The 25,898-nt window shown below is 56.3% G+C and carries 26 protein-coding genes; 13 read left to right on the top strand and 13 right to left on the bottom strand.

All coding sequences use genetic code 11. The features are described from left to right. Window positions 1-36: 36 nt before the first annotated feature. Window positions 37-489, bottom strand: a complete 453-nt coding sequence (locus ACUVSA_RS02380; RefSeq protein ID WP_445891878.1) for an acyl-CoA thioesterase — start codon at window positions 487-489, stop codon at window positions 37-39. A gap of 288 nt (window positions 490-777) precedes the next feature. Between ACUVSA_RS02380 and ACUVSA_RS02375 the strand changes: the two genes are divergently transcribed. The 4 genes from ACUVSA_RS02375 (at window position 778) to ACUVSA_RS02360 (ending at window position 2,989) form a co-directional block, all read left to right on the top strand. Beyond that, window positions 778-1,206, top strand: a complete 429-nt coding sequence (locus tag ACUVSA_RS02375; protein WP_445893639.1) for a transporter substrate-binding domain-containing protein — start codon at window positions 778-780, stop codon at window positions 1,204-1,206. 12 nt (window positions 1,207-1,218) lie between these two features. Beyond that, window positions 1,219-1,713 carry a hypothetical protein gene (locus ACUVSA_RS02370; RefSeq protein WP_445893638.1) on the top strand — a complete coding sequence of 165 codons (495 nt, stop codon included), beginning with the start codon at window positions 1,219-1,221 and terminating at the stop codon, window positions 1,711-1,713. A gap of 483 nt (window positions 1,714-2,196) precedes the next feature. Next, window positions 2,197-2,604, top strand: a complete 408-nt coding sequence (locus tag ACUVSA_RS02365) for a DUF5663 domain-containing protein (RefSeq protein WP_445893637.1) — start codon at window positions 2,197-2,199, stop codon at window positions 2,602-2,604. Between the two features lie 121 nt (window positions 2,605-2,725). Next, window positions 2,726-2,989, top strand: coding sequence for an ogr/Delta-like zinc finger family protein (locus ACUVSA_RS02360; protein ID WP_445891881.1), 264 nt, complete (start codon window positions 2,726-2,728; stop codon window positions 2,987-2,989). 120 nt (window positions 2,990-3,109) lie between these two features. On the opposite strand, the gene ACUVSA_RS02355 is transcribed toward ACUVSA_RS02360, so the two are convergent. The 11 genes from ACUVSA_RS02355 to ACUVSA_RS02305 all read right to left on the bottom strand — a co-directional run bounded on the left by ACUVSA_RS02355 (window position 3,110) and on the right by ACUVSA_RS02305 (window position 15,212). After that, entirely contained in the window at window positions 3,110-3,898 is a 789-nt protein-coding gene (locus ACUVSA_RS02355; protein ID WP_445893636.1) for a YkgJ family cysteine cluster protein, read from the bottom strand. A gap of 11 nt (window positions 3,899-3,909) precedes the next feature. Further along, a complete protein-coding gene (locus ACUVSA_RS02350; RefSeq protein WP_445893635.1) occupies window positions 3,910-4,626 on the bottom strand; it encodes a YkgJ family cysteine cluster protein in 717 nt (238 codons plus the stop codon). Window positions 4,627-4,686: 60 nt separating this feature from the next. Continuing rightward, window positions 4,687-4,941 carry a hypothetical protein gene (locus ACUVSA_RS02345; protein WP_445893634.1) on the bottom strand — a complete coding sequence of 85 codons (255 nt, stop codon included), beginning with the start codon at window positions 4,939-4,941 and terminating at the stop codon, window positions 4,687-4,689. 94 nt (window positions 4,942-5,035) lie between these two features. Then, a complete protein-coding gene (locus tag ACUVSA_RS02340) occupies window positions 5,036-6,196 on the bottom strand; it encodes a (Fe-S)-binding protein (RefSeq protein ID WP_445893633.1) in 1,161 nt (386 codons plus the stop codon). A gap of 37 nt (window positions 6,197-6,233) precedes the next feature. After that, window positions 6,234-8,453: an FAD-dependent oxidoreductase gene (locus tag ACUVSA_RS02335; RefSeq protein ID WP_445893632.1), complete on the bottom strand. Its 2,220-nt coding sequence runs from the start codon at window positions 8,451-8,453 to the stop codon at window positions 6,234-6,236. A gap of 4 nt (window positions 8,454-8,457) precedes the next feature. Further along, window positions 8,458-9,726 carry a CoB--CoM heterodisulfide reductase iron-sulfur subunit A family protein gene (locus ACUVSA_RS02330; protein ID WP_445893631.1) on the bottom strand — a complete coding sequence of 423 codons (1,269 nt, stop codon included), beginning with the start codon at window positions 9,724-9,726 and terminating at the stop codon, window positions 8,458-8,460. A gap of 234 nt (window positions 9,727-9,960) precedes the next feature. Next, window positions 9,961-11,874, bottom strand: a complete 1,914-nt coding sequence (gene aprA / locus ACUVSA_RS02325; protein ID WP_445893630.1) for an adenylyl-sulfate reductase subunit alpha — start codon at window positions 11,872-11,874, stop codon at window positions 9,961-9,963. Window positions 11,875-11,893: 19 nt separating this feature from the next. Beyond that, a complete protein-coding gene (gene aprB, locus ACUVSA_RS02320; protein WP_445891889.1) occupies window positions 11,894-12,340 on the bottom strand; it encodes an adenylyl-sulfate reductase subunit beta in 447 nt (148 codons plus the stop codon). 165 nt (window positions 12,341-12,505) lie between these two features. Continuing rightward, window positions 12,506-13,741, bottom strand: a complete 1,236-nt coding sequence (sat, locus tag ACUVSA_RS02315; RefSeq protein WP_445893629.1) for a sulfate adenylyltransferase — start codon at window positions 13,739-13,741, stop codon at window positions 12,506-12,508. A 168-nt stretch (window positions 13,742-13,909) separates the two neighbouring features. Continuing rightward, a complete protein-coding gene (locus tag ACUVSA_RS02310) occupies window positions 13,910-14,092 on the bottom strand; it encodes a hypothetical protein (RefSeq protein ID WP_445891891.1) in 183 nt (60 codons plus the stop codon). Between the two features lie 43 nt (window positions 14,093-14,135). After that, on the bottom strand, window positions 14,136-15,212 hold the full coding sequence (locus tag ACUVSA_RS02305; RefSeq protein WP_445891892.1) for a lytic transglycosylase domain-containing protein: 1,077 nt from the start codon (window positions 15,210-15,212) through the stop codon (window positions 14,136-14,138). A 374-nt stretch (window positions 15,213-15,586) separates the two neighbouring features. On the opposite strand from ACUVSA_RS02305, the gene rimO reads away from it, so the two are divergent. The 7 genes from rimO (at window position 15,587) to tatA (ending at window position 22,153) form a co-directional block, all read left to right on the top strand. Then, window positions 15,587-16,939 carry a 30S ribosomal protein S12 methylthiotransferase RimO gene (rimO, locus tag ACUVSA_RS02300; protein ID WP_445893628.1) on the top strand — a complete coding sequence of 451 codons (1,353 nt, stop codon included), beginning with the start codon at window positions 15,587-15,589 and terminating at the stop codon, window positions 16,937-16,939. A gap of 465 nt (window positions 16,940-17,404) precedes the next feature. Continuing rightward, complete coding sequence (locus ACUVSA_RS02295) at window positions 17,405-18,391, top strand: polyprenyl synthetase family protein (protein ID WP_445893627.1); 987 nt, start codon at window positions 17,405-17,407, stop codon at window positions 18,389-18,391. A gap of 216 nt (window positions 18,392-18,607) precedes the next feature. Then, entirely contained in the window at window positions 18,608-19,321 is a 714-nt protein-coding gene (locus ACUVSA_RS02290) for a precorrin-2 dehydrogenase/sirohydrochlorin ferrochelatase family protein (protein ID WP_445893626.1), read from the top strand. Further along, complete coding sequence (gene ccsB, locus ACUVSA_RS02285; protein WP_445891896.1) at window positions 19,285-20,127, top strand: c-type cytochrome biogenesis protein CcsB; 843 nt, start codon at window positions 19,285-19,287, stop codon at window positions 20,125-20,127. Before ACUVSA_RS02290 ends, ccsB begins: the two co-directional genes overlap by 37 nt. A gap of 4 nt (window positions 20,128-20,131) precedes the next feature. Next, on the top strand, window positions 20,132-21,442 hold the full coding sequence (gene hemA / locus ACUVSA_RS02280) for a glutamyl-tRNA reductase (RefSeq protein ID WP_445893625.1): 1,311 nt from the start codon (window positions 20,132-20,134) through the stop codon (window positions 21,440-21,442). 75 nt (window positions 21,443-21,517) lie between these two features. Further along, window positions 21,518-21,919, top strand: a complete 402-nt coding sequence (locus ACUVSA_RS02275) for a hypothetical protein (RefSeq protein ID WP_445893624.1) — start codon at window positions 21,518-21,520, stop codon at window positions 21,917-21,919. 21 nt (window positions 21,920-21,940) lie between these two features. Continuing rightward, a complete protein-coding gene (gene tatA / locus ACUVSA_RS02270; protein ID WP_445891899.1) occupies window positions 21,941-22,153 on the top strand; it encodes a twin-arginine translocase TatA/TatE family subunit in 213 nt (70 codons plus the stop codon). Window positions 22,154-22,746: 593 nt separating this feature from the next. Here the strand turns inward: tatA and ACUVSA_RS02265 are convergent. Then, window positions 22,747-23,220: a single-stranded DNA-binding protein gene (locus ACUVSA_RS02265; RefSeq protein WP_445893623.1), complete on the bottom strand. Its 474-nt coding sequence runs from the start codon at window positions 23,218-23,220 to the stop codon at window positions 22,747-22,749. A 230-nt stretch (window positions 23,221-23,450) separates the two neighbouring features. Here ACUVSA_RS02265 and ACUVSA_RS02260 point away from each other — a divergent pair, with 230 nt between their 5' ends. Together ACUVSA_RS02260 and ACUVSA_RS02255 are read left to right on the top strand one after the other, a co-directional pair. Next, the gene (locus ACUVSA_RS02260; protein WP_445893622.1) at window positions 23,451-24,218 is read left to right on the top strand and encodes a lysophospholipid acyltransferase family protein; all 768 of its coding nucleotides are present in this window, start codon (window positions 23,451-23,453) and stop codon (window positions 24,216-24,218) included. Continuing rightward, complete coding sequence (locus ACUVSA_RS02255; protein ID WP_445893621.1) at window positions 24,215-25,894, top strand: ribonuclease J; 1,680 nt, start codon at window positions 24,215-24,217, stop codon at window positions 25,892-25,894. The genes ACUVSA_RS02260 and ACUVSA_RS02255 overlap by 4 nt, the downstream gene beginning before the upstream one ends. The last annotated feature ends 4 nt before the right edge of the window (window positions 25,895-25,898 follow it).

Genomic DNA, 25,898 nt, shown 5'->3' with positions numbered 1-25,898 from the left:
GCCAGGCCCCTTCGAAACCACTCTCTCAGCCTTCCCTCACGTTCTAAAAAACATATACGGTTCCAGGGCCTGTCGCAATTCCTCCGGTATGTGGCAGGATCGCCACGTTCTGTCAATAGCAACCATGGAAACGTGGCCCCGGCCCACTACGTCCGGCCGATCTTCTAGGAAAAAATAAAACGCGAACGTAATGGACCGAAGGCTCATTTTGAAGACGCCAACACGAAGCCGCAGCGCATCGCCGTACTTGGCCGGACGAAAAAAGTCACACGCCGCGCCCACAATAGGCAATCCACGCCCACGATCCACATCGCGAAAATACTTCTCAGGAGGGCACCCCACTCGGCGCATGAGCTCTTCAATGCCGTGGTGACAATAGCGAAAGTAGGACGCAAAATAGACGACACCATAGGGGTCCGTGTCCCCAAAACGGATGGTGATGGGAATTTCCAAACAGTTCTGCGGAGCATCCTTGGGAAGCTCGTTCATGGCCGACTCCTTTCTTTGCGTTTTCGCCATTGCGTTACGATAACATCCTTAGGCATTGTCCTCCCACCCCTTTGTCATCAAATCCCGGCCACAAACCGAAGAAGTCTGTCGGCCTTTCTTTCCTCTTGGCAAGAAATTCCCTTTGCACTAGGATGTGCTCACAGACTGTGTTCAAGAACGTATTCGGCATCCCACGTTCAGGTCAAACCTTCAATGCCTGTGCCCGTCGCCACAAAGATCGGTTTTCATGGCGGAAAACACCCCAAGCGCCGCCTTGCGCTCTGGGCTGTGAGTTTTGCCGTTTTTTGCGCCCTCATCTGGTCTGTGGCCGGGGCCCACGATTTGCCCTTGACCCTTGTGATGCGACAACACCACGAGCCTTTCTCCTACACGGGCATTCACGGCCAGCCAGTGGGATTGCTCGTGGATTTGTGGCGGCTTTGGGCGGAATGCACGGGACGTTCCGTGCGCTTTGTTCTTGCGGAAGGTAATGATTTGGAAAACTGGATTCTGGACGGCCGAGCCGACGTCTGGACCGGCATCCTTCCGCCCGGCACCCACCCGAAACTTCTTTTCAGTGAACCCCTCATGATGCTGTTTCGACCCCCATTGGTCGGGACTCCCGAAGGAGCTCTGGGCATTCGAGCGGTCGTTCGTTCCGACCGAACACAGCTTCTGGCGGAAATCAACCGTGGATTTCAAGCCCTCACCTTATAAGATCGCCAAGGGATGCTGATCCGCTGGTGGCCTCAGGAGGGCTGGGTCCATCTGCCCCGCGCTCGCGTGACGACGGCGGCGATGCTGGCAGGGGCTTTCCTTCTTCTGTGGACTCTCGGCACCTTTCTTTTCTATCGCTTCATGCTCAAGGCCAAGGCCCGGGAACTGCTGGCCGCGTTGGCCGAACTGAGACTCAAGAGCAATGCCCTGCAATCGGAGATCGCCGATCGGCACCAGGTGGAAAAGGACAAGGAGCGCCTGATACAGGAACTGCGTGAAGCCCTGGAAAACGTACGAAAACTGCGAGGCCTTTTGCCCATCTGTGCGTACTGTAAAAAGATTCGCGACGACCAAGGCTATTGGAATCAGTTGGAAAGTTATATCAGTCAGCACGCAGAAGTCACCTTCACCCACAGTGTCTGTCCGGAATGCGCAAAAAAAATTTATGCAGAACTCAAAGCCTTTAAGGATGTGGAACAACAGAAGAAAAAAGCCGCCTCAGGGTAACGACTTCCTCCTTCGTCCTTCCCGGCCCCCTTGCCTCAACATACCACTGGGGTTTCCTTTCCAGGAAAATGTAAAGAAGGCGTTGCAATTTCGCCGTTGGCTTGACTTCCATCGGCTGCCTTCTCGAATACAGGTTCAAACACTGGCCAAAGGATGCCGGGCGTGATAAATTAAAAAAGTCAGTAGCCCATAAGCTGGGCTGAAAACGTTTCAGTAGGAGCGGTGCCTGACCCTATTCCTTCTCGCGCCGTGCAGCGATCCTGCAGCTCCAAGCCGAAAGGACGCGGCCAGATCAATGTCGAACAAGCTCTGAAGAACGTTTTCTGCTCGAGAAGCGCGGGTATCTCACCCGCTTTTGAAGCGGGCCGAAGGCCCGCGTTTCCAGGAAAAGAGACTCTCCAAATCCTTGTCGGACAGGAGCCTGTCCAGGAAAGGATATCATATCCCTCAAAACGCAACGCATTTGACGAAGGATGGTATGCCATGCAGACACCGTACAGCTCTCCTGAGGAAGAAGCGACGCCCTTGAACATCCGCAATCCATACATCGTCCATTTCTTGAAGGCTCTCGTGGAAAAGAAAGGCGAACAGCACAGTCCCGAAGCCTTGAAAAAGCTCCTCGACGACATGTACAAGCTCTTTGAAAACCTGCTTGGACAAAACATGGTCAAGGCCTTGCCGGAAGGCAAACGGGCCGAATACCTGGAACTCACCAAAGATCTCTCAAAGCTCAGCTACAAAAAGGTGGAAGAAATCTTTGACAAGCACGTGCCCCATTATCAGGATGTAATGAAGGAAACCATGAAGCAGTTCACGACGCTTTTCATGAAAAACCGCCGATTTGACCCCAAGGATTTTCAAACAGTCGGGGAAGCTTCGATCCCTTCTTGACTATTCGTGAGCCCTATACCGGGCCGTACAGAGTGGAGGCTCCTAGAAGCGTGCCCGAAGGTGTTGCCGGTCTCGTTATGGAAACTTCGATAACAATGATTCGTTTAGGGAGTCATAACACATGGAAGATCTCACCATTTGTCCGCACTGTGGAAGCCAGATGAAAAAGTGGCGCACTCCGGCGTTTTCCACCTGGTCTGCAGAATACTTCTGGGTGTGCTTCAACGATGAGTGCCCCTATTTTGTGCGCGGTTGGTCCCAAATGGAAAAGACCACCTCCGTCAGAGCCTCTTATCGGTTTCGATACGACCCGGACACAGGCTATCGAGGCCCTTTACCGGTATGGTCCGCAGAGGCTCTCAAGTCTGGAATCATCGACGATTAAACGATTTTTTCGCTGGAACCTTGATGCTTCTCCCCCTTGGCCATAGTGACCGGCAACGGCCACTATGGTTGAAGGGCACGTCGTGCACCACAGCCCTTCCGCACTTTGCCCCTCCGCCGATCAGGCAGATTCCTGGACGGCTTTCTTCGGCCTTAGAGGACCTTCACCCAAAAGGAAGAACTTCAGCCAGGACACAGCCAGTCTGTAAAGGGCCATGTCGTCCGTGCGAGCCCATTCCACGTCCAGGGCTCCGGTGTCCAGCATTTCCAAAAACCGGCTCTGAAACACGAAGGAACGAAACCGGTCCAGATCGTACGAGGCCATGTAAAACATGGGAATTTGCTTTTCCGTGAGCCCCTGGCGGACGCGCGGATGGGTGACAATGTCCATCCAGTCGTTGTTCATGCGGTGATAGGTTTCCAAGCCCTGGTCTTCAATCCATTGCTCGATGGTCCATAAGCGCGGCTCTTCAAAGCCTCGACAATGATCCTCCACCACTAGGTAGTAAGATTCCAGCACCGTGCCGTGCACACGATGTTTTCTGGACGCTCGAGCCAGGGGGTAGGTGCGGCATGCCGAAGGACGATCCGCATAGACACGGCACCCGGTGGTCGACACAAAAGGACAGAGGCGTCGCCCATCGTCGCCCATCTTCAAAACCACCGACGGCAAGGGACTGCCTTCCACCACCGCATCCGTATAGGCGTCCAAGAAAGCCGTGGTGGAAAGACCCAGGTTCCGCGCAAGCCTGAGCACGTCATAGGGGGTCAGCATGAGATTCAAGTCGCGGCAGCATTCCGTAAAGCAGGAAACATTCGGATGACAGGCAAACTGAAAAGTGCCGTCCGGTAGAGGTTTGAGACGGTCGCGGATTTTTTGCGGGGCCGAGCTTTCGATTTTTTCGTCCATAAATTGTTTTCCTAAAGAACGGAAAAAAGTTCGGCGATCTGCCTCTGAATGTAAGCAAAGGCTAAAAGCAACTTCTCCTCATCGTTTTGGCGCACCGCAACGTAACGGTCCTCATCGATGCCGTGAAGCGCTCGAAAACGGGGATCATCCAAAATGGCATCAAAGCGGTCCAGATCGTAAGCCAAATACAGCAGCTTTCCCAATCCCGCTTCCATCCTTTGCCCCGGCTGAAATTCCGGTGGCATCACTTGCTGAAGGGCCTGTTCCATGGCCTCATAGGGGCCGACACCTTGCGTCTCCAGCCACTCGCCTACCGTCCATCGCTGTCCCTCGTGCAACCCCAGGCATCTTTTCTTGTCCGCAAGGAGACGATACACGCCGCTTTCATTTCCCAAATCTAAGGGAAACATGCGGCATGCCCAGGGCCTGTCGTCGTAAACACGACAGCCCTCGTCGCTCACAAAGGGACATCGAAGGGTGTGCGAATCCATGGCCAGCTGGACCACGGGCACATGGGTCACTCTGGCCAGGTAGTGGCGCGTGTATCTGGCCAGAAACTCTCCCGACCCCATGCGCAGGCTTCGGCGAAGCCGAAGGATGTCGTAGGGCGTGAGATAAATATTCACGTCTCGGCAGCATTGTGTAAAGCACGGCAAGTCATGATGGCAGGCAAACCGAATCGTGCTCTCGGTACGATACACTTCGTGGGTGTCTTGCGCAGGGTTCATCCGGTCGTCCTTTGAAATTTTTGCACACGCATCCATATTGCCGTCTTCAACCGCGCGGCATCATGGATCGTAAGCGTAGGCCTCAAAATTCTTGAAATCGGGATTTCCGTGCAGAAACATTTCCACAACCCGCAAAGTCTGAGGACTTCGGCACAGAATGACTTGGCAGGTGCACTGTCTTTGGCAGATGTCGCAAAAGTAGTCGTCGTTCACTTCGCGGCCGCAAAAACAAAGAGGGACCATGACGAGCTGCTCTTCCACCCATTGGGCCACAAAATAGTCTTTTTGCTGATTCTTGAGCGCTTCCGGGGTCACAGGAGTTTCTCCTTTTCCAGGCAACAAGCGAGGGGCGGGCACGGCCCGCCCCTCGCCCTCCTGCGCTTTAGCAAGGCACGTCTTTTCTTTAGGGTTAGAGTCCGGCCGCCAACAGTTCCGAGAGTTCGGCGATTTCCAGCTCATCCTGCTTGCCTAAGCTGTTGCACGCATCCGTTAACATATTCAGGCAGTAAGGACAAGACGTGGCCAGCACTTGAGCCCCCTGGCTCAAAGCATCGGTGACGCGGAGTTCCCCGAAGCGTTCCCCCATGGGCACTTCGGCCCAGATGCGCCCGCCTCCGCCGGCGCAACACAGGCTCAGTTCCCGATGCCGGCTCAGTTCCACAGTGCCACCGTTGGCTGCCGCCTTGAGAAGTTGTCGCGGCGGGTCAAAAACGCTGCTATGGCGGCCAAGATAACAGGGATCATGATAAGCGACCTTCTTGGACAGGCCGCCGGCAAGTTTCAACCGACCGTTTTCGAGGCACTGGGCCAGCAACTGGGTGTAATGGATCACTTCCCATTGCCCGCCCAGCTCAGGGTATTCCTGAGTGAAGGTCCACAGGCAGTGCGGGGATGTGGTGATAATCTTTTGAACGCCTTTGGCGTTGAAGAGCTTAATGTTGGCCCGGGCCAGCTTTTGAAAGAGCTCCTCGTCACCAAGCTTGCGCATGCTCTCCCCGCAACAGCTTTCCTCGTTGCCGATGACGCCGAAACTGATGCCTGCAGCCTTCAGCAGTTTCACGATACTGTGCGCCACCTTGGTGCTTCGCGGATCGTAGCAGGAATGGCAGCACACGAAGAGAAAATATTCCGTGTTCGGCCCGAAGACCGGCACATCCAATCCTTGCTGCCATGCCGTTCGCTTTTCTCGAGGTCCCGACCAAGGGTTCCCATTGGCGTGGGCGCTGCCCAAGATGGGCCGCAGGTTCGCCGGAGCCATTCCAGCGCCCACCAAGCATGCTCTCATGGCCCGCACATTGTCCACGATCTTGACGCCTCGCGGACAATTACTCTGGCACATGCTGCAGGTGGAGCAGGCAAAGAGAATGTGCTCGTCTTCAAAGCCTTCCATGCCCATCTGCCCCAGGCGCTGCATGTGGCGAATGTTAAATTTTTCGCTGGTTTCTCCAGGCACCAAGCGCCATGGGCAGAGATTCGTGCACAGGCCGCATTGCATGCACCAGTTCACTGTCTCAGCGCCCATGCTCATGATATAGTCGCGCATTTCCAGCGAGACGACTATCGGTTCCATGTGCATTTCTCCTTCCGTTATTTCATCATCGGCGCCGCTAGAAACCCTTGTAGGGATTGGGGCCCACATTTTCCAGAGTCGCCGCAAAATCATCAAGAATCTGCGGCAGCTTGGCATAGTCGGTGATGGAGACCTGCTCAAAGCGGACGCGGTCCGATTCCAGCACTAGGCGATCCAGGGTTTCTTTGATCTTGCTCATGCGAATATTAGCCAATTCACTGCCCTTGACAAAATGGCATTGGTAATCGTCGCCGTGTTTGCAACCCAAAAGCAATATGCCATCGATCCCTTTGGAGAGGGCGTCGGCAATCCAGACCAAGTTCATGGATCCCAGGCAACGCACCGGAATGACCCGCACCCACGGGTTGTACTGGGCTCGACGAATCCCCACCATATCCAGGGCGGGATAGGCGTCGTTTTCGCAGGCAAGCACCACAATGCGAGGTTTCTCCTCGTCTTCTTCGGGCACGTGGATGTTCTTGATGACGTTACCGATCATGCCCACGGAATAATTCTTGAACGAAATAATCCGTTCCGGGCAGGCGCCCATGCACACACCGCAGCGGCGGCACCGGGTGGGATTGGGCAAGGGATTGCCTTTCTCATCTTCGTTTATCGCCCCGAAAGGACATTCTTCCGTGCAGCGCTTGCACTGGGTGCAGCGTTGCATGAAGAATTCCGGATAGCTGAGGTCCCCGGCCCTGGGGTGCACGGCCTTGCCTTGAGCGGTCATTTCCACGCACTGAATGGCCTTTAAGGCTGCGCCGGCGGCGTCTTCCATGGCGCGCGCGTAGTCCATGGGCGCTCGAACGGTCCCGGCAGGATAAATACCCGTGCGGCGCGATTCATAGGGAAAGCAGATGAAATGCGAATCGGGAAACCCGTATTTCAAGGCCGGAACTTCAGGACCTTGGCGGTATTCCAGATTGAGCAAGTTGGAAACCAAAATGGTGTCCGCCGGAACCTCCAGTTCCTCTTCGCCTTCCTTGGGCTGCTGTGCCTTGTAAGGTTTTCCCAAAGAGGCGGTGGACACCATGCCTGTGGCCAGGACCACCAAATCCACGGATTCCGAGGTGATGGGGGATCGAGTCAGGACATCCTTGGCCGAGACCGTGAGAGCCCCCGATCCGTCGTCGACCACTTCCGTGACGGTCCCCCGCACAAAAACCACTCCGTCCTTTTGCACCTGCTTGTAGAGCAGTTCATAGTGTCCTGCAGCCCGCATGTCCCGATAGAAGATATAGACGGGCATTTCCGGGTTCTGCTGCTTGAGCACTCTGGCCTGCTTGAGGGATTCCACGCAGCAGGCCGCTGAACAGTAGGGCAGGTGTTCCCAATCCCGAGATCCCGCACACAGCACAAAAGCCACGCTACCCGCGGGCTGCCCGTTGGACGGGCGCACGACCTGACCGTCTTTGAGCATGCCTTCCAGGCGGTCGGCCGTGATGACGTCTGGATGGGTGCCATAACCCAAATGCGTGAGTTTTTCCGCGTCATAGGCAACCGAACCCGTGGCCAAGACAATGGCCCCAACCCGCTCCGCCGTCTGAGTCCCATTGGAGCCGATCGTGACGTCAAACATGCAGGGAGCCCCACTGATCTTTTCAATATGAGATCCCGTATAGACCTTGATTTTCTCATGGCCCGTCACCTGGGCCACAAGCCCGTTCACATCAAAGGAGTAAGGGTCTTCATAAGGGGGGGCCAGAGGCGGCACGGAATGAACGTTTTTGAGGTAGCCTCCCAGAGACTCACTTTTTTCCACAAGAACCACTTCGTAACCCGCATCGGCCGCTTCTCGCGCCGCCGTGAGTCCCGTGAGGCCGCCACCCACCACCAAGATTTTCTTGCTCAGATTTTCGCCCCGAAAAGGCACGGGCGGTTCCATTTCCTTGGCTTTGGTCAGCCCCATGCGCAGGTAGTCCTCGGCCATCATCTGGGTGTCTTCATCCCCGGCCGGATGACTCCACACCACGTGCTCGCGCAAGTTCACTCGCTCCAACACCCTATCCGGCCCAAAGTCAAACACATCGGTCATGACGCGAGGGGAACACGCCGCAATGACCAGAGTGTTGATGCCCTCGTTCGCCATGTCGTCTTGAATGAGCTTTCGGCCTTCCTCGCTGCACAAGAAGCCGTGCTCTCGGCACACGGGCACCTTGTGTTCTCCGGTGGCCACCTTGGCCAAGGCAGCCACATCCAAAGCCTCTCCGATGCCGCAGCCCGTACAGATGTACGCACCGATTTTCTTCTCCATGGGCCTACCTCCTCACCATCGCCTGAATCGCCTTAAGGGCCGCCGCCGTCGCATCTTGAACGCTGGAGGCCACATCCACCGGGCGTTTGACGCACCCGGCCGGAATGATTCCCTCCAAGGGCTGCGCTGGAAGCATGAAACCGTTGTCGTCGTAGGCCACGTGCGCCGGAACTTTATCGTGCGCCGTGCTGGGCACCATTCCCGTGGCCAAGACCACCAGATCGAAAGCTTCCTTAAGGATCGTGCCGCTCTCCTGGTCTTCCACCTGCACGGTGACCTGGCCCGTCTGGGTCTCCTCGGAGATTTCCCCCGGTTTGCCTTTGACCAAACGCACTCGCGGATCCGCCTGCACCTTTGTATAAAAATCCTCGTATTTTCCCAGCGCTCGCATGTCGATGTAAAAGATGGTCACGGAGGCTTCAGGGTTCTGATCCAAAACGTACGTGGCCTGCTTGAGCGACGCAAGGCAGCAGATGCCGGAACAATAGGGTAGATGATTTTCGTCGCGGGATCCCGCACACTGCACAAAAGCCACTCTTTGCACCGCCGCCCCATCCGACGGACGGACAATAGCCCCTTGAGTCGGCCCATTGGTCGAAGCCAGCCGTTCCATTACCACGTTGGTGATGACATTTTGAAAGGTTCCGGCCCCGTAGTAGGCGATCCTGGAGGCGTCGTAGGGCTTCCAGCCCGTCGCCCACACCACGGCGCCCACCTTGAGGTCAAAGACCTTTTCCTGCATCTCCAGATCCACGGCACCGTAAGGGCATGCGGCGCGAATCTTTTCCGCTTCGTCCGTGCCGATCACCTCCGGAGCGATCACGTAGCGCATGGGAAAAGCAAACTCGTGGGGAAGGTACGCCGCCCTCACTGAACTCAGCCCGTAATCAAAGGGATTGGCAATGCGCGTCTCTGCAGCCTCCGCGCAAAGACCACAGGCCGTGCACTTTTCATTCACATAGCGCGGAGCAATCTTCACCGTCACATCCATGTCTCCGGGCTGGCCCGAAATCTTTACCACTTCCGCCATGGTGAAAAACCGCACCAACGGGTTGTTCTTGATGCGGCGAAAATTGATTTCCAAGCCGCAGCTTGGAGGGCACAGCTTGGGAAAATACTTGTTCATTTTCGCCACACGCCCTCCCAAATACGGCTCCTTTTCCACAATGTAGACGGGAAATCCGGCTTCCGCCGCCTCAAGGGCCGCGCTCAACCCGCTCATCCCGCCTCCCACCACTAAGACACCGCGATGGCCGTTGGTCACATTTGACATGGACTCTCCTCCGCTGCTTCCAGTTCTTGGCGCACCCAAGCCCGCGGTGTTTGGAATTTATTCGCATCCAGTCCGCGCCCTTTGTGCGCTTTTTGTGAGTATTGTCACCCGCACCGTCGCTTAGCACAGCGCGATGGCTGAGGCAAGACAGCGCGGCGCTGGGGCGTCGGTGCATTAAAAAACCCCCTGGGGCCGTTGTGGCTCCCAGGGGGTGTGACAAATCATGTCACCGGATTAGACGTCCAGGTGAACGATCGGAACTTTCTTCATGGTCCATTCGCCGGTTGCCGGATTCCACACCGAATTGACAAAGCAGTGCCAATTCTTCTCGTCCATATCCGGGAAGTCGGCGCGGAAGTAGTAACCGGGCCAACGGGTTTCTTCACGGAACATGACGTGGCGAAGGTGGCTTTCGGCGATCCACAGGCGCTGCACGTTTTCCCAGCACCGCATCAGTTCATGGAGGCTCGACGCCGCCAGCTTTTCGGAGTCTTCCTTTAGCATGGTCAGCAGATCAAGGCCGCGCTCCAACAGAGACTTGTTGGTGGTGAACTGAGCCGACACGCCGCCGCAGTACTCATCCATGATCTTTTGGAGGCGGAACATGAACATCTTGGGTTTGATGAAGTTGGGGTTGATGTCCGGATCAGAAGATATCGGCGCGAATTCTTCGAACCGAGCCAACGGGGCCAGGATCTTGTCGCGCAGGGCTGCCACTTGGGCTTCGTCCACAGCTGGAGCTTCGTTGTGGTCCAGAATGTAAGCAATGGCGCCCTTGGCGGCAATGCGGCCTTCGGCATGGGACCCAGAGGAGAACTTGTGCGAGGAAGCCCCTGCACCGTCACCCGCCGTGAACAACGCCGGAACCGTGGTCATGTGGTTGTAAACACCAATGGGTTCCCACTGCTTGCGGTATTCGGCCGGCATCAAATCTTCGGCGCCGCACACCCATGCGCCCGACGCACCCGAGTGGGAGCCGATGAAATACGGCTCGGCAGCGGCGATTTCCGAAGGCTTTTCTTCCGGCTGAATGTTCATGCCAGCCCACAGAATAGCCTGGCTGATGGTCATATCAAGGAAGTCTTCCCAAGCCTCGGCTTCCAGTTCCTTCATTTTCTTCTTAAAGGCCTTGGGATCATCTTTGTACTCGGCGGCCAGGTTGGCGATGGCCTCTTCCGTCCTCATGTAGATGGGACCCTTGCCGGCCATGACGTCTTCCATACCGAGCCAGTTGCGCAAATTGGCCGGAATGGGCTTAGCGGTGCCGTAAGGAGCCCACTTGGGCAGCTCGTTGGCGCGGGTCACCATGTATTCTTCACCCAACGCGTTGGTGGCGCGGGACTTGAACAGCAAGAACCACGCACCCACGGGGCCGTAGCCGTCTTTGAAGCGCACGGGAATGAAGCGCACTTCCTGGCAGGTCATTTCGGCACCGGCGCGAATGGTGAAGTAAGCCGTCGAACCACTGTTCCACGGCGGATACCAGGCGCGCCCCAGACCTTCACCCACCGAACGCGGACGGAACACATGCACGGCACCGCCCATGCAGGCGATGGTGGCCTTGGCCGTGAAGACGTAGAACTTGTTTTCGCGGACGCTGAACCCGACGGCGCCCACGCACTTGCCGTTGCTCAAAAGGGGTTCCACGATGAACACACGCTCAAACAGCTGGCCCTTATCGCCCAAGGTGGCCAGAGCGTTCTTGGCGGCTTCCGCCACCACCACCTTGTAGGACTCGCCGTTGATCATGATCTGCCAACGACCTTCATGGACGTATTCCCCGCTTTCATCTTTCCAAATGGGCAGACCCCATTTCTCGAAAAGATGCACGGAGCTGTCCACATGACGGGCGATGTCGTAAACCAGGTCTTCACGGGAAACACCCATGAGGTCCTGACGGACGTATTTCACATAGTCTTCGACCGTGTTTTGGCCCTTACCGTAGCCGATGTATTGGTTGATGGCCGAAAGACCCATGGCCACGGCACCGGAACGGTCCATGGCGGCCTTGTCCACAACGGTGACCTTCAAGCCGTGCTTCTTGGCCCAGTACGACGCCTCAAAGGTGGCGCCACAGGCAGACATACCACCGCCCAGAATGAGCAGATCTGTATCGACGCGTACAGTTTCGAAATCGGAAGGCTTCATGTGTTCACCTCCTTAAGGGTTACTTCTTCAGGGTGGGAAGTTGTGCCGCCAGGGTGGACGCCGGTTCCGTGCAGAGCACAGGGCTCTTGATGTCGTCGGAACCCGTCTGATACTCATCGGGCCACGGCTTAGCCTGCCCTTCCGGGGTCGTCCGAATGGGGAACTTGAACCGTTTCACTTGGCCATTGCGGAACTTGACGGTCCACATGATGTCTTCGGAACCGCGAAGAGGCACAACCGAGGCGCCCATGGGAACGAAGTCGGCGTAACCGCGCACATCCACGGCCTGCTGCGGGCAGATCTTGACGCAGTTATAGCATTCCCAGCACATTTCCGGAGCCCGGTTGTAGGCCTTCATCTTTTCCTTGTCCAGGACCATTAGGTCGTTGGGGCAGATGTACATGCACGCGGTCTTATCCTGCCCCTTGCAGCCGTCGCATTTTTCAAGAATGACGTAACTAGGCATCTTTTCACCTCCTAAAGGTTGTCACGAAACCACTGACCTCTGCGAACCCTCTGCTCAGCTCGCCCCAAAGAAACAGCCGTTGCACCTCCTTTCCCTGGATGCAAACACTCCGTTTCTCAGCGGGCGAAGCCCACTTCAGGGCTTCCCCCACCCAAATGCGGTCCGTTACTTCTTGGCCGGAGCATCCCCCGTGGCCGCTCCGTGAAGTTTAATTTCCACTTTTTCCTCAAGACTTGCGTAATATTGCTTCAAGATCTCAAGAACCTCTGGCCTCGAGAAGTGCGGATCCAGCTCGCCGCCTTCAGACAAGGTCTTGCGAACCATGGTGCCCGATAGAATCAAGCGGTCAGCCTTGCCGTGGGGGCAGGTCCTCATGGAGGCCATTCCATCGCACTTGAAGCACCAAAATGTCCAGTCGATCTTCAGGGGCTTGGTGACCAAGGCGTCTTGTGGAATTTCATCGAAGATTCTCTGCGCGTCAAAAGGACCGTAGTAATCGCCCACACCGGCGTGGTCGCGACCCACAATCAGGTGGCTGCAGCCGCAGTTTTGGCGAAACACGGCGTGCAGCAAGGCTTCACGAGGTCCAGCGTAGCGCATTTCCGCCGGATAGCCGCCCACCGCGATGGTGTCTTTGACAAAATAGTTGTCCACCAACGCGTCGATGGCTTTCTTGCGCACGTCCGCGGGAATGTCGCCGGCTTTCAGTTTGCCCAACAGCTGGTGAATATAGACGCCATCCATGACTTCCACAGCGATCTTGCACAGGTATTCGTGGCTGCGGTGCATGGGGTTGCGGGTCTGAAAGGCCGCTACACGCGACCAGCCTTTTTCGTCAAAAATCTTTCGCGCTTGACCCGGCGTCTGATACGTATCCTTAAATACTTCTGGATAAAAGCTTTCGCTCAGCACCTTCACCGGACCGGCCAGGTTAAATTCCTTTTGCGCCATGACCTTAGCCACGCCCGGATGCCCTGCGGCGTCGGTGGTCCAGAAAACGGACTTGCACTCATGTTCCTTGTCAATGGTGTACTTTTCCGTGACCTTCATGGTGCCGAGAATCTGGTCGTTTTCCACATCCCACAGGGCCACTTCTTCGTTGGGCCCCAGACTGTCGGCCAGATCCTTGTCCGCAGAAAGGGTGATGGGAATGGGCCAGAAGGTGCCATCGGCCATCTTGTATTCGCCACATACCCGCTTCCATTCGTCGTAGCCCATGAACCCGTCCAGAGGCGTGAAGGCGCCGATACCCAACATGACCAAGTCCGAAGCCTCCCGACTCGTCATGGGGACCTTCTTCAGGATCTTGGCCTTTTCCATTTCGGCCTTGCGGGCTTCACCTTCCAAAAGCAGGGGTTTAAGCTTTCTTTCTTTCCCATGGGGAGGAACCAACTTGGACATAACCCACTCTACTCGTCTGGTGGTTAGCCCTACGCACCTTCCGCAAGAGGCAGCACTCCAGCTTGTGCAATCCGTATCAGTCCTAATATAAAAGGCACCGGCCCGATGTCAAGTGAGAAAAAACGCAAAGAGACACGCACGTCTTTTTCCTGAGCTGGCAACGGGTCTCTAGTTTTTGGCCCCTTGCAGGGCCCCTTTCAGCTGATCCCTTTCTTTTTGGGCGTCGGCCAGCGCCTTTTCCAGCCTCGGCCGGTCGGGGTGGTTAGGCGACAAAGACGCCAAAGTTTTCTCAAGCTCTTCCACACGCTTCATGCACTGGTAGAGTTCTTGAGCCACGGCTCGAATGCTCATACACCCTCCATCGGGCAGTTCTGCCCGCCTTCGGCCCCCCAAGTCAGCTCTTTCTGTTCATCGACCGCTCGTAGGCCATCAGGAAATCTTCCACAGCCGAAGGAGGCAGCCTCAATTGGTAACCCGTCCCTTTAGGAATCTGGTCGCGACGCAAAGCCGGGTTCAGTCGTCGAAGATCTTGCAAGGGCACCCCCGTCCATAGCGAAGCCTGCTCAAGGGACAGAGAGTGTTGAACCCATACTGTGGTGAAGGCCCACAGCGGTTCATAGCTGGGCTTTTCCAGCCCGTAACGTTGAAAATCTCTGAGCACCTCCACCGCCGCTAGAACTTTGGGCACAAACTGGCGCGTTTGATACGGCAGGGCATTTTTCTTCAAGAGGGTCCAAAAGTCCTCACATCGGTACTGCCTCATGGCCTGCCGGACCGCTCCATCACCGGCATTATAGGCTGCCAAGGCCATTTCCCACGATCCAAACCGCTCATAAAGGTCCATCAGGTACACCGCCGCAGCGCGGGTCGCCTTGATGGGATCGAAACGCTCATCCACCCAGGCATCCACCCGCAGGCCTAAAGTGCGTGCGGTTTTGGGCATGAGCTGCCAAAACCCGGAGGCGCCGGCTCCCGAGCGCACATGGCCATGAAAACGACTTTCCACGAACACCACGGCCAACAGATCGGAAGGCGCCCCCACCACGTCCAGAATCTCTTTCATAATTGGAAGATAGATCCAGGCTCGATCCAACATGGTCTGAAACCCGTTCAGATCGCGGACCACGTATTTTTGAATGGAGGCGGCAATAGTGGGGTGATTGTCAAAGGATATGCTGCGTTCTTGAGACCGGCCGTTGGGTCCTGAAAGACCGGGCATCGCGCCCGATCCTCGGGCCTGTGGCCTGACGGGAACCGCCGTCAAAAGCGACCTCTCGGCGGGGGAGCTTACCCTGTAGCCGATCCCCACCAGGTCCTCCAGAGGATCCATCGCAGCCGCCCTTGCCTTGGCCGGCGCGAAAGCCGCGACACTCAAGAGTACCGCAAGTACAATGGAAATGCCAAGAGAACGGATCGTCCCTGCGCGCTCTTCCTGGGGCTGGAAAAACCCATGCCGAAGGATAGCCGCCATGATGACTCCTTGTTAAAGATCCAGCCAAAGGCCCTTAGCTCGTGGGCCGTTGGGTACCTGGAGTCCTTTAGCCGCCAAAGGGACATGAAGACAAGGCGCGTGAGGGGAGATTTCCGGCGATTTGTGCCCACATTCCCTTATTCGCCCTGGAGACCGGATCGCAAAAACCTTCTGTGCTCACAACTGTTCCCCGGCCTCTGGCCTAAGGAAGGTTTCTGACGTATCCTTCTTTTTCCGACCAAAAACTTTTTTCACTCGCTCTTCGCCACAACTTTTTTGTATACACTTCTGGTTTGTGGCACTTTTTTTGACCAGGCCGACGGACTTTTACAGAGGGCAGGCACCAGCGGACTCAGGGCACAATGGGAAAGGCTATGCAGCAAAAAGCGGCGGTGGTGAGTCTCGGATGCGCAAAGAATCTTGTAGATAGCGAAGTCTTGGCCGCTCAGCTGACACGCTTGGGCTATGAGATCACCGCTGAGGCGTCTGAAGCGGCTCTCATCGTGGTCAATACGTGCGGTTTCTTGGAATCGGCGGTGCAGGAAGCCGTGGATCACCTCTTGGAAATGGCACGGTACAAGGATGAAGGGTCCTGCAGGCACCTGGTGGCGGTGGGGTGCATGGTGCAGCGTTACGGTCGCAAGCTGGTCTCGCTCCTTCCCGAGGTGGATCTTTTTCTCGGCACGTCCCATTACGACCGTTTCGCGGACCTTCTTGAAAACTTCATCCAAGAGGGAACACCCACAATTTTATTGGAGCGTCCCGGATACCTTTGCCACGGAGGCATCCAACGGATACCTTCGACCCCCGCCCATTGGGCCTACGTGAAAATTGCCGAAGGCTGCAGCAACCGTTGTTCCTTTTGTTTGATCCCTGCCCTGAGGGGGCCGTGCCGCAGCCGGACCGTGCAGGACGTGGTGGCCGAAGTTCAGCATCTAGCGCAATCCGGCGTCGTGGAAGTCAACCTCATCGCCCAAGACACCACCGCCTTTGGGACCGATCGTGGGGAGCCCAATGCCCTGTGCCGGCTTTTGGAGGCCCTTGAAGACATTTCAGGGCTGCGCTGGGTTCGCCTTCTCTACACGTCCCCCTTTGGTGTCCACGACGACCTTTTGCGGACCATGGCCGGTAGCTCCAAGGTGGTTCCATATCTGGATATTCCTTTTCAGCATTGCGTGCCAAGGATTCTGGAAGCCATGCATCGGCGGGGGAAGAGACTTCGGCCCCTGGAGCTCATTGAACGGATCCGCAAACGTTTGCCCGACGTGGCCTTGAGAACATCCCTTATGGTCGGCTTTCCCGGGGAAACAGAAGCCGACTTTCAGGATCTATGCCGATTTATAAAGGACGTGGGTTTTGACCACATGGGGGTTTTTGCTTTTTCTTCGGAAAAGGGCTGTCGAGCCGCCCGTCTTCCCAACCCTGTGGCCGAAGAGGTCAAGCAGGCCAGACGAGATGCGCTCATGGCCCTTCAGCAAAGTATTTCCCGCGCCAAGTTGCAACGCCTGGTCGGCCGTCGCCTGCCGATTCTTGTGGAAGGCCTGCATTCGGAAACAGAGTTTTTGGCCGTCGGCCGCCTGCCCACCCAAGCCCCGGAAGTGGACGGCTGTGTGTTGATCGTGGAAGGCGAGGCCGTGGCTGGGAATATTGTGCAGGCGGAGATCCTCAAAGCCCACGACTACGACTTGGAAGCCCGCCTTTTAACCCCAGCGGCGCACGGCCCCTGATGGTCTCAAGCATGCAGTGGAGCGCGGCGGGAATGGCTTTCGGCGCCGTTTTCGTCCCCCTTTGGAGGAGCGTTCCAAGGCGCGATAAAGAGTCGCAGCTTGCGCCGTTTCTACTAAAGGCATTTAGGGAACATTTTTTCTACAAATCCTTCTTTTCTAACGCCGGAACGCCGCTTCAAGGGGTGAATGAAAGATTTTGACACCTCGGGCTTTTTTCGCTATGAAGCGGGTCGTGTTTTTGGACCCCGCATCGTAGAGCTTGTCCGAAAATAGCTTTTTGGGGCCGTTTTGGTTTCACCCTGTAGGCGCGCCGCACAGCGTGATAAAGGAGTGGCGGCCTCTGGCGCTCCTACACCCGGTGGTCTCGGACGGCTTCCTATTGGACAGGCCAGCGTTTCCAGGCCTCTGAGGAGCAAAGCCGCAGTCGTGACATTATCTGCCGCCCCCCAAGATTCTTCCCTTTCCATGAAAGGCAACCTTCTCAAAGCCCGCATTTACGCAAGCATCCGTCCGGAACTGGAACGCATCGAACGGGCTATACGTCGGCATTTGAGTTCCAGTGTGCCGCTCATTGAGGTGGTTGGCCGTTACATCATGGAAAGCGGCGGAAAGCGTCTTCGTCCGCTTCTCATGGTGCTTTCCTCCAAGCTTTGCGGCTATCAGGGGGATCAAGACGCAGATCTGTCGGTGGTCTTTGAATTTCTTCATGCCGCCACCCTTTTGCACGATGACGTGGTGGATAACGCCGAGATTCGGCGCACCAGGCCTGCCGCCAACACCTTGTGGGGTAATCCGGCCGTCGTTCTTGTGGGCGATTTTCTCTATTCCAAGGCCATCTTGATGACCGTTCTCTACAACGACCTTCGTATCTTGGAAGTCCTGTCCGAAACCACCACGCGCATGGCCGAGGGCGAAGTGCTCCAGCTGATCCATTCCGACGATCTGGAAACCGACGAAGCGGCCTATATGGAAGTGATCCTTCGAAAGACGGCCGTTCTCATGAGCGCGGCGTGCCGTATCGGCGCCATTTTTGCGCAGGCCCCGGCTGCTCAAGAAAAAGCGTTGAGTGATTACGGACGCCATTTGGGTCTCGCTTTTCAGCTCATCGACGACGCTCTGGACTATGTGGGAACCGTGGACGAACTGGGAAAACCTGTGGGTAATGACCTCCAGGAAGGCAAAGCCACGCTGCCCCTCATCTACGCCATGGCTCACGCCGAGGCGCGCCATCGGAACCTGATTCGAACTGTTTTCACGGCGGAACGGCAAACCCCCGAAGACATCCAGGCGCTCCAACAACTGGTTCGGGAATTGGGCGGCGTGGATTACACCATGCAACGCGCCGCCGAACATGTGGCTATGGCGAAGGAAAAGCTTGAGGTCTTCTCTCCCGGCCCCATTAAGGGGCTTCTGCAAGATATCGCTGACTATGTCTTGTGCCGGCGTTCCTAACCGCACCCCTTTCGTGTCCTTTCCATCCCCTTGCTGAAATGCCTCGAACCTTAACGCCCGGCATCGAAAAGGCCCCGCTTGCGCCCGCAATAAAAGCCGCGGCCGATGCTTGCCCTAATTTGCCCGGTCGTGTTAAACGGATCGCGTCAATTTCGTCAAAAGAATCTGTGCCAAAAGGCGGCAATGTCTGTGCTGGATTTTGAGGAGAAGCCGCGCGTGAGGGTTGATGCGCTTGGGAACGGACCGAGCATGTACCCGCTCTTTGTGTCCTTGAAGGATCGTGTGTGTCTGGTTGTGGGGGGCGGTGCCGTCGGCGAAAGGAAAGTCCGTAAACTCCTGGAATATGGTGCCCGGGTGCGCCTCGTGGCCAAGGATCTCACTCCCTGGCTTCAGCACGCCGCCGATGGCGAGACTCTGCTCTATTTGGGGCCCGACTACGCTGAAGACCACATGGAGGGGGTCGATCTGGTTTTTGCGGCCACGAGCGATGAGATTCTCAATGAACACATCGCCGAGCATGCGCGGAACCGGCGTGTGTGGTGCAACATGGCGTCATCACCGCATCTGGGCACCTGTGTTGTGCCGGCATCCCTTCGCCGCGGCCCGCTGACCATTGCCGTGGCCACAGAAGGGTTGAGCCCCGCCGTCGCCCGACGGGTTCGACAAAGGCTTGAAGAACAATTCGGGCCGGAATGGGAACCGTATTTGCGCTTTCTGGGAGCGCTGCGCCGGCACATTCAGAAACAGAGCCGCGACAGCGCGATCAATCAAGAACTGTTTCGCCGTTTGGCGGGCCTTCCCTTGACGGAATGGATTCGCCGAGGACGATTTTCCGAAATGATAGATGCGGTTTCGGCTGTCTGCCAAGACCTCGTGCCACGGGATCGCGTGGCATGGCTATGGGACAAGGCATGGAACACATCCTGCTGATCCTTGCCATCTGCAGCTATTGTGTCGGGTCCGTGGGCTATTTCATTGACCTGGTGCGTAACGGAGAAAACATCCATCGGGCCGCATGGACCGCTTTGTTGGGCGGCATGCTGTTTCACGGCACAGCCATTGGGCTGCGCTCCTTTGCCGCGGGGCATCTGGCGGTCAGCACTCTCTCGGAAGCTCTCTCTTTTTTTTCCTGGCTTGTGGTCGGCACCTATTTGGTCATGCAAAACCGTTTGCGGCTCCGTGTCTTGGGTAGCTTTGTGGCGCCCCTGGCCGCCGCCTTCATGTTCGCCTCGGCCATTTTACCCTCCCATATGATGCCCACCTCCCCGCTTTTAAAGAGTGTTTGGGTGTGGATTCACGTGAGCACCCTTTTTGCCGCCAACGCGCTGTTTGCCGTGGCTTTTGCGGCCGCAGTTCTTTACCTCTACCAGGAGCGGACCATCAAGAAAAAGAGACGAGGGTCCCTTGACGATCGTTTCCCGGCCTTGGAAAGGTTGGACAGGGTCAACCATGTGTGCCTGCTTATGGGATTTCCCTTGATGACGGTCGGCCTTTTGGCCGGTTTTCTTTATGCCAGCACCGTATGGAAATCCCCTTGGAACTGGGATCCCAAGGAAATTTTTGCCTTGATCACATGGCTCATTTACGCGGTTCTGCTGCACGAACGCCTGGCCGTCGGATGGCGTGGGCGCAAGGCGGCCTGGCTGGCCATCTTTGGGTTTTCCGCCGTGTTGATCACCTTCCTTGGGGTCAACCTCTTTCTCAAGGGACACCATACCCTGTTTTCCTCACAATGAGGGCGTGGCCATGGACATCTATCTTGTCGGTATGAACCATAAGACAGCTCCCGTAGAAATTCGCGAGCGCATTGCCCACGTCTGCCGCTCGAACACAAGCCCTCTGGAACATCGACCTCATTGCCGAGCCGTGGAGGAGTTGTTCTTTCTGTCCACCTGTAATCGTGTGGAGTTTCTGTTCACGACCCGCAACGGCCCCCACGGTGTTGAAGAGATCACGGACCTCATGGTGCAAATGGTCGGTCTTCCCAAAGACCTGGTGGTCTCGCACCTCTACGTCCACAAAAATTTGGACGCCGTGCGGCACCTTTTTCGCGTCGCCTCCAGCCTGGATTCCATGGTCGTCGGAGAGCCCCAGATTCTCGGACAGATTAAGAACGCCTATCGAGAAGCCACCCACTATCGCACGGTCGGCGTGGTTTTAAACCGGCTGCTGCACAAGGCGTTTTCGGTGGCCAAACGCGTTCGCACGGAAACCAACATCGGCTGTCATGCCGTGTCGGTGAGTTACGCCGCCGTGGCGCTGGCCAAAAAAATCTTTGGAGAACTCCACGGCAAACGGGTCATGCTGCTCGGCGCCGGAGAAATGGCTGAATTGGCGGCCGAGCATTTTCGAGCCCACGGGGTTCGGGACATGGTGGTGGTCAACCGCACTCTGGAGCGCGGCATAGAACTGGCTCGACGGTTCCATGCCCAAACCCTTCCCTTCAGCCATTTCGTCGATGGCCTGTTGCAGGTGGACATCGTTTTGTGTTCCACGGCCGCCGCCGAACCCATTTTGCATGCCGAAAACCTCAAGCCTCGCATGCGCAAGCGCAAGAACCGCCCCTTGTTTTTTATCGACATCGCCATGCCGCGCAACGTGGATCCCAAGGTCCATGATCTGGACAACGTCTACCTCTACGACATCGATGACCTGAAGGGTATCGTGGACCTTAACCTCTCGGAAAGGCGCCACGAAGCGGAAAAGGCGCAGCACATCATCGACACTGAAACACTACAGTTTCAGCAATGGCTGCAAACGCTGGACGTGGTGCCGACCATTATCGCGCTGCGTCGCAAAGCCGAAGAGATTCGACAGGCGGAATTGCGCAAAACCCTTTCCCAACTGTCCGAATTAGGCGATAAGGAAAAGGAGGCCATCCGGGTGTTGACGGAGGCTATTATCAAGAAGCTCCTGCATGACCCCATTGTTTTTTTGAAGAAAAAATCGGTGCGGGACTCTAAGGGCGTCTACGTCAACTTCACACAGCAGCTCTTTAACCTGGAGCAGGAAGACGCACCCACGAGCTCCCTTGACTGCACCGACGGGTGATGTTAACGATGCCATCCGTCGACCGTTTCAAGATTTTTCACGGCCGATGGCAAGGACGCAAAGACGAGGGGGGCTATGGCGGAAATCATTGATTTCGGCAAACGAAGCGATGGCGCCAGGGCAGAAAAGGAAGCCGAGACCCGTCGTCACAAGGTGGAAGCCCTGCGCAGTCTTTTCCAATGCAGTCGGTGCGCTTTTAAATGCGCCAAGTGCGGCACCCAGTTGGATCCCGGGGAAAGGTCCGGTCACCGGTATGCCAGCCCGTATCCCTTTTGCCGTTATTGCCATGAAGAGTACCAGGAGTATCGCCAGAGAGTGGACCATCCCGAAAGACCCGCCGCGCATTACTGGCATAACGCCCTGTGGATGAGGGTTTGGGAAAGTTGGCTGGAGCATCAACGTCGGCTGGACGAGTACAGGCGATCCAAAGAATTCCTTCAATTGCTCCAAGAGGTCGAACAACTTTTGGGCACGTAACCTCGAGGAAGGAGTCCTTCCATGATTGGTGGCATCGGCATGCCCGAATTGTTGGTTATTTTGGTAATTGTGCTCATTATCTTTGGAGCCGGCAAGCTGCCTGAGATCGGTGCCGGATTGGGCAAAGGCATTCGCAACTTTAAGAAAGCAACGCAGGAAGAACCGGAACTGGCCGAAAAGAAGACGGAAAAAATCGAGGCCTCGCCCGGTGGACCAGAAAAACCCGTCAGCTGACCACGGCTCGCCAATCCGAGAACCTTATAAAGCGCGAGCGCACCTCGCATCTTCCGGGTTCTGGGGTTTGCCCTGAAAAGACCCTTTCTCCCGCCAAGCGTGACCACCCACGAGCCCATCCCCTCTGGGAAAATCTTCATGCCCATCTTCCGCTCTTGTGGGAGCCCCCCTCAGATGCTGAAAAAATACCCCTTTTCGCGGACCGCTCACTTGACCTCCAGGGGCCAATCAGATCGGCGAAGCCTTTTGGAGGGCGGCTGCAGCTGTTTAGCACACGCTTCTTTGAGCGAAGACGGCTTTTTTCATCAAAAGAAAAAACCGCGACCTTGCCATCTGGGGCTTTGGAGACGGTCAAAGAGGCGCCTTTTGGCTCACTGAAGGCCCGGCGCGTCCCGCAGCTATTCTTTAAGCACCCAAAGGTTGAGTCCTCTCGAGTAAAACCCCTAAGACCTTACCTGAGAACACGTTCAGGAGGAGTGGCGTAAACCGCGACGCCTGATCGCCCCTTGCGGCGCCCCTACAGAAGGAAACGAAACCGGCCCCTAAAAGCCATTCTCGGACAAGCTCCCAGGCACCTGTGCTCCAGCTGCCGGCTAAAATGGGATGCCGTTGTTGTCTTGAGGTTCGGGCATTTCCGGAAGCGAATCCGGGAACGGTTCTTCGGGTATGGACCTTTCCGTGGGACCTCGACGTAAGGAAGCCTGACTCGTTTCGGGTTGAACCGGAGCATCGCGGCCGCTGTCAAGAAACCCCACATCCGAGGCGACGATTTCCGTGGTATATCTTCGAGTACCCTGCGCATCTTCCCACTGATTGGTGCGCAGGCGCCCCTCCACGTAAACCAGCCGACCTTTGGAAAGGTAGTTGGCACAGTTTTCGGCCGTCTTACCGAACACCACAACGCGATGCCACTCGGTGCGCTCTTCCCAATTGCCTTCTCCCGCGGGCACCCTTTCATTGGTGGCCAGGTTGAAACGCACCACGGGCAGACCACTTTGCGTGTAGCGCACATCTGGATCGGCACCCAGTCGGCCGATCAGCATAACTTTGTTTAATGTCCGTGCCATGACGTCCCTCGCTTTCCCAGGCCGCTGGGGCCGTGTCGTCGGTGCACGACGATGCCGTGGTTCTCTTTTGAGCCGAATGTTTTTCTTCTATACCACAGGCACTTTTTTCACAACAAGCGCGGTGTCTGCGCCACATGAAGGAAGTTGACTCCGGTGGGGAAAGCCTTTAGACTGCCGTGCGCTCATGGGTTTTCATCCCTTTTTTTCCATAGTTAAATCGAGGGGGCTTCATGAGGTGGGTGAGAACCGCCACGTTCTACGTCATGTTGCTGGTTTCTACGGTCCTCTTGGGCTTGACGGCTATTGCCATTGTTCTCATCACGCATCGCAGTGACTGGGCCCACCTCTGCGGCCGCCTCTGGGGAAACCTCAATCTGAGGGCCGCGGGCGTTTCCGTGGACGTCCACGGTCTGGAGCGGTTGAACCCTCAAAGACCCGTGGTCTATGCGGCCAATCATCAAAGCTGGTTCGACATCTTTGCCATTCTGGGCAAACTGCCGGTGCAGTTTCGATGGCTGGCCAAGGAGGAGTTGTTTCGCATTCCCATTCTGGGACACGCCATGCGCCTCATCGGGTACGTGCCCATCGACCGATCCGACCGTAAAAAGGCGTTTCAGAGTTTGGACGAGGCTTCACGACGCGTTCGCGAAGGGACCTCCATCGTTATCTTTCCCGAAGGCACGCGAAGCCGTGACGGCGTGCTGCAACCCTTTAAGAAAGGGGGCATTATTCTGGCCATTCAGTCAGGTCAACCCATCGTACCCATTGCCTTAAGCGGTTCCCACAAGATTCTTTCCAAGGGATCCCGTTGGGTTCGGCCGGGTCGCATTCGCATGACCATCGGCGACCCCATTGATACGGCCGGCTTCAGCTTGCAAGACCGGGACCGGCTCATCGAAATGGTTCGCGAAGCCATACGGCGTCACCTTACCCAAAGGGAAGGAGGGAGCCCGGAGGAGACGGGATCCGTCGCGCAGGACCGCTCCGCAGCTCTATGACCATGAACTCCTCTGGAAAAACACCTCTTCGCCTGATCCCTCTTGGAGGCTGCGGCGAAATAGGCCTCAACATGCTGGTGATCGAATACAGCGAGACCATCGTCGTGGTCGATGCAGGCTTAATGTTTCCGGAAGAGGAAATGCTGGGCATCGACATCGTGATTCCCGACTTTTCCTACCTTCGCGAAAACAAGGAAAAGGTTCGAGCTCTGGTGGTCACGCACGGTCATGAAGATCACATCGGGGCCATCCCTTTCTTCATTCGCGAATTTCCGGTGCCCATTTACGGCACCCCCCTGACACTGGCGCTGGTTGAAGAAAAACTTCGAGAACACAAGCTCCTGGAGCGCGCGCAGTTGCACCGCATGGACGCGCGCGACTCGTTGCCCGTGGGGCCTTTAAATATTGAGTTCATTCAGGTGTGTCACAGCATTCCCGACGGCGTCGGTCTGGCTGTGGAAAGCCCCGAAGGGATCATCATCCATTCCGGGGACTTTAAGATCGACCATACGCCATTGGACGGCAAAAGGTTCGATGCGGCCCGATTCGCCGCTTACGGAGAACGGGGCGTTTTGGCTCTGCTTTCCGACTCCACCAACGTGGAAAAGGAAGGCTACACGTTGTCCGAAAGGGACATTGGGCACATCTTTCGAGAAATCTTTCGGGAATGTTCCGGCCGCATTCTCGTGGCTGTCTTTGCCAGCAACATTCATCGCATTCAGCAGGTCTTGGATCTTGCCGCGGAATTCGATCGCAAGGTCTTTTTCAGCGGCAAATCCATGCTGGCCAATGTGCGCATTGCATCCCAGCTGGGATACCTGAACTTTGACTCGGACATTGAAACGAATTTGCTGGAACTGCAACACTTGCCCGACCACAGGGTGCTGATGCTCACCACCGGCAGTCAGGGGGAGCCCATGAGCGCCCTGACACGCATGGCCTTCAACGTTCACAAGAAATTGTCCATCAAACCCGGAGACACTGTCGTCTTTTCTTCCAAGTTTATCCCTGGCAACGAACGGGCCATTCACAGCATCATCAACCATCTGTACCGTCGCGGCGCCCAAGTGATTCACGACCAGGTGAAGGAGATTCACGTATCGGGGCATGCGTATCGCGAAGAACTCAAGACCATGATCAATCTGGTACGCCCTGCCTATTTCATCCCCATTCACGGAGAATACCGGCATCTGGTGCAGCACAAGCAACTGGCTCAACGACTCGGGCTTTCTGAAGAGCGGTGCTTGGTGGTGGAAAATGGCGACGTTATCTCTTTTCAAGATGGGGTGGCTTCGGTTCAAAAGCGCATCGAGACAGGCCGGGTCTTCGTAGACGGCAAAGGGGTCGGGGATGTCTGCGACCTGGTTCTTCGTGATCGAAGGCATCTCTCCGAAGACGGCATGGTCTTGGTCTCCCTTGTGGTCAGCAAAGAAACGCGTGAGATCCTCAGCGGCCCGGAAGTGGTGAGTCGAGGGTTTATTCTGGAAGAAACCAAGCCGGATATTCTCGACAGTGCGCGGTGCCTCATTTTGGATGCGCTGGAACGGTATCAAGCCGAGGGCGAAATGATGGACTGCGGTGATTTTCAACTGGAGATCCGTCGGGAATTGAAGAAGTTCTTTCAAAAGGTTCTGGAAAGGCGACCGTTCATCCACCCCATGGTGGTGGAGGTCTGACAAA

The sequence above is a fragment of the Desulfosoma sp. genome, from assembly GCF_052743555.1.
The sequence above is the reverse complement of the archived record's forward strand: the minus strand, read 5'-3'. Positions and strand labels throughout refer to the sequence as shown.